The sequence below is a fragment of the Helicobacter sp. MIT 05-5294 genome (assembly GCF_000765675.1).
In the GTDB taxonomy this organism is placed as follows: domain Bacteria; phylum Campylobacterota; class Campylobacteria; order Campylobacterales; family Helicobacteraceae; genus Helicobacter_D.
Window position 1 is genome coordinate 117,403 of the sequence record NZ_JRPA02000004.1, and the last position, 12,054, is coordinate 129,456.

Genomic DNA, 12,054 nt, shown 5'->3' on the forward strand with positions numbered 1-12,054 from the left:
ATTTCCTTTATAAAACTAATTGAATTTTGCCTTTTTGATAGACAACTTTAGAAGGCTCACCGGGCTTTGGCACACAAAGCAATTCGCGACTAGGAGAATAAAACACATAATGCACTTCATTATAGCCAATCCAACCGCCATCAATCATAATTATAGCGTTTTTTGTCATTTCATCTAGCATATTCAAGGCTTCACGCGCGCTTTTAAAATCTGCACTTAATTCGTTGATTTTTTGACGCTTGTTTTTGAGTGCGAGAACGCGCTGATGATATTCTTCAAACTTCGCAAGTAAGTAGCTTGGTGGCGTGGTTTTGGTGTTTTTGTAATGAATCAAAGTGCCACGAATCTCATCGGCAGTTGCTTTGAGCTTTTTTAGTTCCAAACTCTCTACTTTTAACTCTTTTGTTAGGCGAATTGCCTCTTTTATGGATTCATTTTTTTGCTTTAGGAGCGCATCGTATTTTTCTTTTCCTGCTGGACTATAATTTGCCGCTAAGAAAAACTTGTTTTCTCCCTTTTCCATTCTTCTAACCTGAATGCTTTTGGTCGCATACAAAAACGCATTGGCGTGTAAAGTGTTAATCACGATTTCTTCGGCATAAATTTTGCCTCCATATACTCTATCCACTTCTACTCTTTTGCCCTCTACGATTCCGGTTTCTAGCATTTCTACTTTGACATATTCGCCTTTCACATAACCCTTATGCGTTGCGATTTCTGCGTCATTGGCATAGATTTTGGAATTTTGATGCGTGAAGCCACCAATGCGCACTTCTTTGGAATTAATCTCCGCATTAGAACCAATATTTCCTTCAATATTGACTTCTCCGGCTTGGATTTTCATTCCCTGCCCCAATGCCTCTTTCATCGCGTCTTTTTGGGTGATATTAATAATCGTGCCACTATTGATATTGCCAACTAACGAACCGGTGGTTTTGAGTGTAACGGATTCTGTCTCTAAAGTATCCCGCACATACAAGAATCCATCTTCATATTTTAGGATTCCACCAATCGCACTTACATAGTAAATATAGCAAGGATATTCTTTGGGTTCAATACTTTCTTTATCGTATTGCAAGGAACAGGGTTGGTGTAGAGTTTTAGGGCTTTGTGGGATAATATATTCTCCGCGAATATTGCGCCCGGGCTTGCCTTGCAATGGCTTTCTGTATTCGCAAATAATATCATCTTTAATCACGGTTTGAAACTGCCCTGTAATGTCTTTTTTAAACTCCAAATTCCCCTCTACGCTTGGAATCAGATTCACCCCACTTAGGATTTTATACCGCACTTCCCCTCTAAGAGGATATTCTAAAGTTTTTAAAAACCCCTCTAGCGCGTCTCTTTCTTGTTGTTCATTAAAACACAAAATCCGATTCCAAGCCTTTTCTTTTTTGATTTGCATATAAACGCTATCAAAATCTTCTTTGTCGTAATTAAAACCCGCCCTAAAGGTCAAAAACGCCTCACTGAAAGCTTTATCCGCAGTAAAATGGAATCGCGTCTCTCTGCGCTCTTTTTCTTTAATCAAAATACAATAGCGTTGGTTCATTACAAGGTTTGGTTCTAGCATATTGTCCCGACTGCTAAAAAATGTATCAACTTCTTGTGCGGGAATCAGCTGGGATTCGTAATCATAAAGGTTTTTTTTGTAAGTCGTGATAGATTGCAATTCAAAGTCAAATTCATCTGCGTCCCGATTAAATTGGGCAGAGACTTGTTTAATAGCAAACTTAATATCTTCGCATTCATTAACATAATAAGGTCTAAATGTCTGCGATGATTTTTTTAACATATTTCCAAAACCTTTTTAAGCAAAAATAAATTAATTTTATCCTAAGTTGTTATAAAATTAATTTAAAAAATCGCATTTTGCGCCAAAAAGAGAATGAAAATGTTTCTAAAAGCTTTTTTTACCAACAGCAGCGGAATCCTAACTTCTAGGATTCTTGGGTTTTTTCGTGATTTACTCACCGCTACGATTCTAGGTTCTAGCATTTATAGCGATATGTTTTTTGTCGCTTTTAAGCTGCCAAACCTCTTCCGACGCGTGTTTGGAGAGGGCGCGTTCAACCAAGCGTTCTTGCCCGGATTCTTTAACGCCACACTCCGTGGAGGATTCGCACTTAAGATTGGTTTAATTTTTTGTGTGATTTTGCTTGTGATTTCTTTGCTAGTATGTGTTTTTAGTGTTCCTTTAACAAAACTCCTAGCCTTTGGATTCTCTGATGAGTTAATCAAGCTAACCGCGCCTTTGGTTACCATTAATTTTTGGTATTTGCTTTTAATCTTTATTGTTACGCTCTTTGGTGCGATGCTACAATTCAAACGCAACTTCACCGCGTGGGCTTATTCTCCCGCACTTTTGAATCTCGCAATGATTTGCGCCCTGCTCTTAGCGCGTGATAGCGAATCCTATGAGGCGATTCTAATCTTAAGTTATGGGGTGCTTTGTGGTGGAATCGCACAAATTTTGTTGCATTGTTACCCAATGTGGCGTTTGGGATTCTTTAGATTGCTTTGGGTGGGAGTTAAGGAGATTTGGAGTGTGCGCAAAAATGCAGAATCCAAACAAGATTCGTGCTTTGGGGTTGAAGAGGCAATAAGGAAAGATTTGCTTGTCTCTGAAAACCTAAAGAACGAATCTAAAAGTATGGAATCCAAACAAGATTCATGCTTGAGAAGTGCGGTCAAAAAAGCAAAATGGCGCAAAGAAACGATAAACCAAAGTGTTAAAAGATTTTTTAAGCAATTTTCTCCTGCGATGTTTGGTAGCTCCACCGCGCAATTTGCGTCTTTTATTGATACACTTTTGGCTTCTTTTTTGGTAAGCGGTAGTATTTCTTGCTTGTATTATGCCAATCGTATTTTTCAGCTTCCTTTGGCGATTTTTGCGATTGCGACTTCTACCGCGCTTTTTCCTTTGGTCGCAAAATACATCAAAGAATCCAAAGAATCCTTAGCTTTAAAGGAGCTTTCACGCTCCTTTTGGTTACTTAGTATTCTGCTTAGTTTGTGCGTCGTTGGGGGATTAATGTTGCAAAATGAAATCATTTGGTTACTTTTTGAAAGAGGTAAATTCACGCGTCAAGACACGCTGATATGCGCGAGTGTTTTTGGGGCTTATTTGATTGGCTTGTTGCCTTTTGGGTTAGCACGGATTTTTTCGCTTTGGCTTTATTCCAAATCCCTCCAATCCCTTGCTGCCAAAATATCGGCATTTTCTCTTGCTGTTGGCACATTTTGTTCTTTTATTTTAATGCAATACTTTGGAGCAATCGGACTTGCGCTTGGAGGCAGCATTAGCGGGTTTTTTGTGTTTTTCTTAACTTTGCATTTTTTTGGTTGGAATCGGTTTTGGAATATCCTATGGAATCCCAAATGGATTTTATCTTTAGTCTTAATTTTAGCGACTGAATTTCTATTGCTTCTTGGTTTTAAAACCTATATTTTTAGCCTTTAGTAGCTTATAGGATACCGAAATAACTATCATAAGGCTTAGCAGAAATAGCCAAAGTCTGATGACTTTTTGGATTAGAAGTATATGCGCTAATCCAAATATCAACGCCAAAAGCACCAAATAAAATAACCTTAGCCTAAAAAATAGCCCAAAGCTGCCCACAGCACAAACAAATAAACATACAAAAGACAGAATCCCAAAATGCAAATATCGTTTCTGTGCCAACTCTAAATAAATAAATCCAAAATCAAACCCAAAGTCAAGCACTAAAAAAATTCCCAAATGCACTAGAGAAAAAACAAAAGCAAAGATTCCTAAAATCTTCTTAAATGCGATTTTGTGGGAGTTTTGGTGTGGCAAAATCAGCGAAGAACAAATGCAAACAATAATCGCCCACCCACTCCACAAATAAAGCTTAGGGATTAATAATTCCAAAGGCATTAATACAGCTTCGCCCTATCCAACCCTACATAAAGATGCTCCACTTCCTTAGCATAGCCATTGAGATAGAGTGTTGGTGTGCGCCCTCCTCCTTGTCCAATCACGCGCTCACTTGCTTGCGACCAACGCGGGTGCGATACTTGCGGATCTACATTGCCATAGAATCCATATTCTTTGGGGTTCTCTTTTTCCCAAGTAGAAATGGGTTGCTCTTTTAAAAATTCAATTTTGCTAATGGATTTTATCATCTTGTAGCCATATTTCCAAGGCACTACCAAGCGGATAGGTGCGCCATTTTGAGGTAAAAGCTTCTTGCCATACATTCCTACTGCTAACATTGTAAGCGGGTGGTTTGCTTCATCAAGCCTTAGGGATTCTTGATAGGGAAAATCCAAAAAGCTTGTATTTAATCCTAAAAATCCGCCTTGCATAGGGAATCTTTTAGGATCATAAAGGGTTGTAAAGCGAACAAACTTTGCCTCTTTAGTTGGCTTAACATAATCAATCAACTCCCGCAATTCAAACCCAATCCACGGAATCACCATACTCCACGCCTCCACACAACGAAAGCAATAAACCTTCTCTACAAGGCTCATTTTCTTCAGCAATCCATCAACTAAGATTTTAAAAGGCTTCTCCACTTCTCCTTCAATGCTAATCTCCCAAGGACGCGCTTGGAATCCTTTGGACTTGTCTTTTGGGTCGCTTTTAGAGTAACCAAACTCATAAAAATTATTATAGCTTGTCGCAATCTCTTCTGGCGTGTTTGTCAGCATTTGTCCATTGATTTTTATCATCTCTTCTTTGCTCATTGCACGATACATAAAAGATTCTCCGCCAATCTGCGCTAGGAGCTGCTCCACACTTGCAGTTGCTACTAAACTCCCGATTCCAAGCTTTAAAAATTTGCGTCTTTGATAAAATAATTCCTCTGGCGTTATGTTTTGGCATTCTTGTTTGCTTGTATTTTTGTAGTTTTTAATTTCCATTTTTCCCCTTAATTCTCGTATTAGAATCCCAAATCAAGATTCCACGCTAAACTTTTTGTGTATTTAACGCAATCAACACGCCCTCTAACATCGCATCAATATCCCCATCTAAAATCGCCTCTACATTGCTATATGCGAGATTAGAGCGCGAATCTTTGACTTGCTGATAAGGAGCTAAAACATAGCTTCGTATCTGATGCCCCCAACCAATCTCACTTTTATCTTCATTGGAATTTTGTGCTTCGCGTTTTTGGATTTCTTGCTCATAGAGTTTGGATTTTAGCATTTTTAGCGCAGTAGCTTTGTTTTTGTGCTGACTTCTATCATTTTGACATTGCACCACGATTCCACTTGGAATATGCGTGATACGAATTGCAGATTCTGTTTTATTGACATGTTGTCCGCCCGCCCCTGAAGCACGATAAGTATCAATCCTCAAGTCTTTTTCTTCAATCTCAATATCAATGTTTTCGTCAATCTCTGGGCTGACTTGCACCGCAGTGAAGCTTGTATGTCGCTTCGCATTAGAATCAAAGGGTGAAATGCGCACTAAGCGGTGGATTCCATTCTCTACTTTTGCGTAGCCATAAGCATTTTCACCCTTAATAATAAAGCTCACATCTTTTAATCCCGCCTCATCGCCCTCTTGATAATCCAACAATTCTACCTTGAAGCCCTTTCGTTCTGCCCATCGCAAATACATACGATAAAGCATACTTGCCCAATCCTGCGATTCTGTGCCACCCGCTCCGGGAGTAATCGTAAAAATCGCATTATTTGCGTCTAATTCTCCACTTAGCATCACTTCAATTTCTGCATTTTTAATTTGTTCTTCAAGCTCTTTGGATTCCGCGAAAAGTAACTCCAAACTCTCCAAATCATCGCTAGAAATTTCAAACAATTCTTTCGCGTCCTCTAAAGCAGATTTTGCAGCATTATATTTTTCCAACTGCCGCTCACACCGCTTTTTTTCTTTTTGCAACTCCCCTGCTTTTTTAGCGTCCTCCCAAAATTCTTTAACCTGCTCTAAATCCGTAATTTCAGCAATCCGCTTTTGCAGAAGCTCTGGCTGCATAATTTTCTCTATATTTTGACGCTTAATCTCCAATTCTTTTAACAATTCACTATATTCGTAATTATCCAAAATTTTCCTTTATTTCAAACGATAAAAATCTCTAGCAAAAGCCTGAATCTCCGCAATCGCTTGAGGAAGATTCCGATAAGAAATTTCGCACAGATAAGATTCTTTTTTATAAACTTTATCATAATATTCTAATAGCAAAATCTCTGCAACACGCGTTAAATTCCCCGCATAAAAAGCTTCTTTTGCTTCCTGCCAAAACTCCTTTTTCATAAAAGGAGAAATCTTTTGCATTGAGTTTTCAAAAAACTGAAGTGAAATCTTACCATATTGTGCTACGATTCTTTGCACCCTTTGTTCCAATGGCGCGACAATAAGAATCTTTGGGGCATTTTGATAAGCTTGGTAAAAGTGCGTTGGCAAGATGAGATTGCCTAGCTTCTTGCTCTCTCCCTCCACCAAAACAAAAGGGGCATTTTCCAACGCACGAAGACGCGAAAAAAGCAAATTTTGAAACATTTTCACGCTGGGCTGTTCTCCACAAATCGCCCCAAAACTTGACCCCAAATGCTTTGCGATTCCTTCAATATCTAGCGAATCGATAAAGTTTTGGATAATCTCACTTTTGCCACTTCCTGTTTGCCCCACAAGTGTAACAAAAGAATGCAAAGGAGGCTGCTCTAAGAAGCGCAAAACCTCCTTACGATAGGATTTATATCCACCCTCTAATAAAACGACTTGATAGCCAATTTCTTGCAACACCATAAAAAACGCGCGGCTACGCATTCCACCACGCGCACAATGGATTCCAACAGGTTTTTTGGGACTGATTTTATCTTTGAGATTCAAAAGATGCTTTGCGATATTTTGGCTAACAAAACTCGCCCCTAAGACTTTCGCGCCAAAAGAATCTTTATGATAGAATGTGCCAATTTGTTGGAATTGCTCATCATCTAATACAGGGAAATTTTGCGCACACACGATATGTGATTCTGCGTATTCTCTAGGGGAGCGCACATCAATAATCAAAGACAAATCAGCCTTTAAAAATTCTTTGGCGGGAAGTATATTCATTTTAAGATTCCTAATCCAAGCCAATCCCTCGCAAAAACAAAGGATTTCTAGCAAAAATAAAGCGAATTGTAACAAAAGTTTTTAAATCCTTTGCGATAAATCGCTAAATTTATGGTTTTATTGGAAAAGAGCAAATCTCTTAAGCGCAAATTGATATTGTTGGCAATCTTGACTTTGCAATGGAATCTTTAAAGGCTAGATTTTAGATTATGGATTGCTTTATCGTAGGCAATCATTGCTAAGCTTGGTTGGTTTGAATTAAAATTGAAATCAAAGTGAAAATTTACTTTTTATTCTCCAAATTTACTTCTTAAAGAAATGAAAACAAAGACAAAGAGAGTATGACAAAATAATAGTCAAACGGAATCCCGAAGGATTCCGAAGTTTTTAAAAGTTTGCTATTCTACTTCCGCGTCAATCACATCATCGTCTTTTTTGCTTTGTGCGCCACCTTGTGCATTTTCGTCTTTTTTATACATTGCCTCTGCAAGTTTATGACTTGCTTCTGTGAGCGCCTTAACTTTCGCGTCAATCTCTTCTTTGGTTGCATTTTCATTTTTAAGTGTTTCTTGCAAAGACGAAATAGCCGCTTGGATTTTTTCCGCTTCACTTGCGTCAATTTTATCTTTCATTTCATCAAGGCTTTTTTGTGATTGATACACTAAGCTATCTGCTTGATTGCGCACTTCAATGATTTCTTTTTTCTTTTTATCTTCTTCTTTGTTAAGCTCTGCGTCTTTGACCATTTTTTCAATTTCAGAATCTGACAATCCGCTAGAACCTGTGATTTTAATCTCTTGCTCTTTGCCTGTTGCCTTGTCTTTTGCACTCACGGTTAGGATTCCATTTGCGTCAATATCAAAAGTAACTTCAATTTGTGGCACACCGCGAGGCGCAGCTGGGATTCCGCTTAGTTCAAAGTTGCCAAGCGTTTTGTTATCACGCGCTAATTCACGCTCTCCTTGAAGCACTTGAATCGTAACTGCGGGTTGATTATCTTCAGCGGTTGAAAAAACTTGATTTTTCTTCGTTGGAATCGTAGTTCCACGCTCAATAATCCTTGTCATTACGCCACCAAGCGTTTCAATCCCCAAACTTAAAGGTGTAACATCAAGCAATAAAACATCTTTCACATCGCCCTTAAGAACGCCCCCTTGAATCGCCGCACCCATAGAAACGACTTCATCAGGATTTACGGATTTATTCAATTCTTTGCCGATAAACTCTTTAACCCTTTCTTGCACTTTTGGGATTCTAGTAGAACCACCCACCATCACAACTTCATTGATTTCGCTTTTATTTAAATCCGCATCTTTGATTACATTGGCGATTTTATCAATGGTTTGATTAATGTATTGCTCAATGAGACTTTCAAATTTTGCGCGTGTAAGCTTTTTGACCAAGTGTTTAGGACCACTTGCATCAGCAGTAATAAAAGGCAAATTCATTTCGGTTTCTTGCGCACTACTTAGCTCTTTTTTGGCATTTTCTGCAGCTTCTTTCAATCGTTGCAATGCCATTACATCGCCTTTTAGATTGATTCCATTTTCACTTTCAAATTCCGCTGCCGCCCAATCAATGATTGCATTATCAAAGTCATCTCCGCCCAAAAACGCGTCTCCGCCGGTTGCTTTTACCTCAACAACATTATCTCCTGTTTCAAGCACGGTAACATCAAATGTTCCTCCACCCAAATCATAAACTACGATATTTTCGGAATGCTTTTTGTCCAAACCATAAGCCAAAGCCGCAGAAGTCGGCTCGTTAATGATTCTTAGCACATTCAATCCTGCAATCGTTCCTGCTTCTTTAGTTGCTTTTCTTTGTGCGTCATTAAAATACGCTGGGACGGTGATAACCGCTTCGGTTACTTCTTCACCTAGATAGCTTTCTGCGTCCGCTTTAAGTTTCATCAAGATTTTTGCTGAAATTTCTTGCGGAGTATAAACTTTCCCCGCAATCTCAATCGCACACGCACCATTTCTATCTACAACTTTATAAGGAAGACGCTTTTTAGCCTCTTGTGCTTTGTCTTCATTAAACATTAATCCCATAATTCTTTTGATAGAATAAATTGTTTTCTCCGGATTCGTAATTGCTTGACGCTTCGCAGGATCGCCTACTAGCACTTCGCCTTTATCAGTAAAAGCCACGATAGAAGGCGTAGTATTTTTGCCCTCTTTATTGGCGATGATTTTTGCCTCATTGCCCTCAAATACTGCCATTGCAGAGTTTGTTGTTCCTAAATCAATTCCTAATACTTTTCCCATTTTTAATCCTTTCTATTAATTAAAGTAAATTGAACTTGCGATTCCTAAATTATTTGGCGATACTCACCATAGAGGGACGCAAAACCCTTTCTTTGTATTTATAACCTTTCTGCATTTCTGCAACAATCTCGCCCGATTCGTGCGTATCACTCTGCACTTGCATAATCGCATCGTGGAAATTCGGGTCAAACCCTCCCTCTGTCAAGATGGGTTCAATCCCGTGTTTTGCTAAGGTTTTTAGCAGATTATCCAAAGTGAGCGCGATTCCCTCTTCAATCTTGCCTAAAATCTCACCTTGATTCTCACTCGCTTCTTTGGAATCACGAATCGTTTTTAGCGCAATTTCAAGAGTATCAAGACTTGGAAGTAAGTCTTTAGCGATTTTCTCATACGCATATTCCAAGGCTTGGTCTTTATCGCGAATCAAACGCTTTTTGGTATTCTCAAAATCAGCATACGCACGCATATATTGGTCTTTTAGCTCACCAATTTGGGCTTGTAATGCTTCTTTGCAGTCGGATTCTTCCATTCTTTCCTCCTGCGATTCGCTATTTTTTTCTAAGTCTTCTTGCGAATCGTCAAAAGTTTCATTTTCGTTTGGCTCAACTTCTGTTTTCTCTTGCACTTTCGCTCCTTTGAAATCTGAATTTAAATCATTTAAAGTTGAAATTCTAGCAATTATTTTTTCAAATTTCAAGCAAAATTATATAACTTTAGTCTAGTATTGTCAAGTTAAATTAACAAAATAAACTAAAGTTTCTTAAAAATTTACATGCAATCTAAGTTAAAATGTTCGGATTCTAGGACATTTTTCAATAAAGAATCGTCAAACTGTATAGATTTTTATCGCGCGTTTGGATTTTAAGCAAAACTCTGTTATTCTTACTTAAAAATTTATAAATTCAATCCAAACATGACAAGGCAGACTCCAATGAAAAACTTTAGTCTCACTCCTTTAATCTTTCAAAAGCTCCTTATTTTAGGGATTCTTGCTTTTGGGATTCAAACTTTTGCCCAAGATTCCTTGCAGAATCCCGTGCAAGATTCTACCCCTGCGACCTTTCAAGTAGAAAATGGCAAAACGATTATCTTATCCACCAATGCAAAGAATCCAAAACCTATTAAAATCCATCAAAAAACCTATTCTTGGATTCCACACCCCACAGATAAATCGCAAAAAATCGCGATTCTCTCTATCCCTTACCGCACACCCGCTTCTACAACGACTTTAGAAGATGGTTCGTTGGTGCAAGTGATTGCAGGAAATTACACCAAAGAGCAAATCCAAGCAAGTCCAAACAAAGTCAAGCCCAATCCAAAAAATCAAGAAAGAATCAACCAAGAACGAGAAGAAGCGAACAAGATTTATAGCAATTACAGCCAAACACGCCTTTGGGATTCTACTTTTGCTTATCCAATGCAAAGCGTCATCACTAGCCCTTTTGGAAGTGCTAGAGTCTTTAATAACGAGCTTAAAAGCTACCATAGTGGCACGGATTTTCGGGCGAAGATTGGCACAGAAATCTACGCGAGTAATCGCGGAAAAGTCGTCATCGCAAAGAATCGCTTTTTAGCCGGAGGTTCTGTTGTTTTAGACCATGGAGAGGGAATCTTTAGTATGTATTATCATTGCAGTGAATTAAAAGTGCAAGTGGGGCAAATCGTAGAAAAAGGCGATTTGATTGCCCTAAGTGGCGCGACAGGAAGAGTTAGCGGACCGCATTTGCATTTTGGGATTCTTGTTCGCGGGGCGCAAGTAGATCCTTTGGATTTTATCGCACAAGCCAATGCGCTTTTTAATAATCCTTAAAAAGTAGCAAAGCATGGACCACGCATTAGACAAAGAGATTCTAAAGAATCTCAAAACTATTTCCCTTTCAATGTTTCGTAAAAACTTCTTAGGAATCTTTCATGGTTCTATTTCTACCAAGTTGGAAGAAGGGCATTTTTTGATTAACAAAAAAGATGCGATTTTTGACGATTTAGATGAGGAATCACTGATCATGCTTTATCACAAACGAGATTATCGCTGGAATACTGCAAGTATTGATGCTTTTATTCATTCTTTGCTTTATCAAAATATCCCAAGTGCTAAATATATCGCTTATGGAATGCCGCCTTTTTGTGTTTCTTACACCTTAACGCACAACAAAATTATCCCTAAAGATTATTTCGGATATAAAGTTTTAGGAACACTTGATGTGTATGACCCCAAAGATTTTGATAGCTGGTATGAACGCGCCGATGTGGAAATCAATCGGTATTTCAAAGAAAGCGGTAAAAAAATTATGGTGATTCGCGGTTACGGCGTTTATGTCTATCATCGGGATTTGCAAATGCTTTCCAAACTCTTCGCACTTTTAGAAAACACTTGTAAGATTTTGCATTTTAGTAGCCTATTAGAGGGAAGCAAACAAACGCAAGATTTGTTTGATATTTAAGGAATCGGTGCGGTTTGTTGCATTGCGTCCTTAATAGAATTTACATTGCGCATTGTGCATTTTTGCTGTCATTGCGAAGTCTTGTAAAAGGCTGTAGCAATCCATAATGCAAAACTTTAGGAGATTCTAAAATATGGATTGCCGCGTCTCTCACTTTGTTCACTCCTCACAATGACGATTGTAAAATTTTCTGAATCCCTACATTATGGATTGCTATTTCTCTCGTTTCTTATTTTTAAATTCTCTTTTTAGCTTTGGCACTTCAAAGAAAAAGAATCGCAAATATGCAAATATTCGC

Annotated in this window: 10 protein-coding genes; 3 read left to right on the forward strand and 7 right to left on the reverse strand. The window is 38.4% G+C overall.

The features are described from left to right. Positions 1-7: 7 nt before the first annotated feature. Complete coding sequence (locus LS69_RS03580) at positions 8-1,795, reverse strand: FapA family protein (RefSeq protein WP_138122164.1); 1,788 nt, start codon at positions 1,793-1,795, stop codon at positions 8-10. Positions 1,796-1,894: 99 nt separating this feature from the next. Between LS69_RS03580 and murJ the strand changes: the two genes are divergently transcribed. Further along, the gene (gene murJ, locus LS69_RS03585) at positions 1,895-3,463 is read left to right on the forward strand and encodes a murein biosynthesis integral membrane protein MurJ (RefSeq protein WP_138122166.1); all 1,569 of its coding nucleotides are present in this window, start codon (positions 1,895-1,897) and stop codon (positions 3,461-3,463) included. Here the strand turns inward: murJ and LS69_RS03590 are convergent. The 6 genes from LS69_RS03590 to grpE form a co-directional block, all read right to left on the reverse strand. After that, on the reverse strand, positions 3,422-3,901 hold the full coding sequence (locus tag LS69_RS03590; RefSeq protein WP_138122168.1) for a hypothetical protein: 480 nt from the start codon (positions 3,899-3,901) through the stop codon (positions 3,422-3,424). The two genes, murJ and LS69_RS03590, sit on opposite strands and share 42 nt — an antisense overlap. Then, the gene (gene msrP, locus LS69_RS03595; RefSeq protein ID WP_138122170.1) at positions 3,901-4,890 is read right to left on the reverse strand and encodes a protein-methionine-sulfoxide reductase catalytic subunit MsrP; all 990 of its coding nucleotides are present in this window, start codon (positions 4,888-4,890) and stop codon (positions 3,901-3,903) included. Before msrP ends, LS69_RS03590 begins: the two co-directional genes overlap by 1 nt. A 46-nt stretch (positions 4,891-4,936) precedes the next feature. Beyond that, a complete protein-coding gene (prfB, locus tag LS69_RS03600) occupies positions 4,937-6,034 on the reverse strand; it encodes a peptide chain release factor 2 (protein WP_138122172.1) in 1,098 nt (365 codons plus the stop codon). Positions 6,035-6,043: 9 nt separating this feature from the next. Next, the gene (gene mnmH, locus LS69_RS03605) at positions 6,044-7,045 is read right to left on the reverse strand and encodes a tRNA 2-selenouridine(34) synthase MnmH (RefSeq protein ID WP_138122174.1); all 1,002 of its coding nucleotides are present in this window, start codon (positions 7,043-7,045) and stop codon (positions 6,044-6,046) included. 398 nt (positions 7,046-7,443) lie between these two features. Next, the gene (dnaK, locus tag LS69_RS03610; RefSeq protein WP_138122177.1) at positions 7,444-9,315 is read right to left on the reverse strand and encodes a molecular chaperone DnaK; all 1,872 of its coding nucleotides are present in this window, start codon (positions 9,313-9,315) and stop codon (positions 7,444-7,446) included. A 49-nt stretch (positions 9,316-9,364) separates the two neighbouring features. After that, positions 9,365-9,940, reverse strand: a complete 576-nt coding sequence (grpE, locus tag LS69_RS03615; RefSeq protein ID WP_138122179.1) for a nucleotide exchange factor GrpE — start codon at positions 9,938-9,940, stop codon at positions 9,365-9,367. Between the two features lie 306 nt (positions 9,941-10,246). Between grpE and LS69_RS03620 the strand changes: the two genes are divergently transcribed. Beyond that, positions 10,247-11,125, forward strand: a complete 879-nt coding sequence (locus LS69_RS03620; protein WP_138122181.1) for a M23 family metallopeptidase — start codon at positions 10,247-10,249, stop codon at positions 11,123-11,125. Between the two features lie 13 nt (positions 11,126-11,138). Then, positions 11,139-11,756, forward strand: coding sequence for a class II aldolase and adducin N-terminal domain-containing protein (locus LS69_RS03625; RefSeq protein WP_138122183.1), 618 nt, complete (start codon positions 11,139-11,141; stop codon positions 11,754-11,756). The last annotated feature ends 298 nt before the right edge of the window (positions 11,757-12,054 follow it).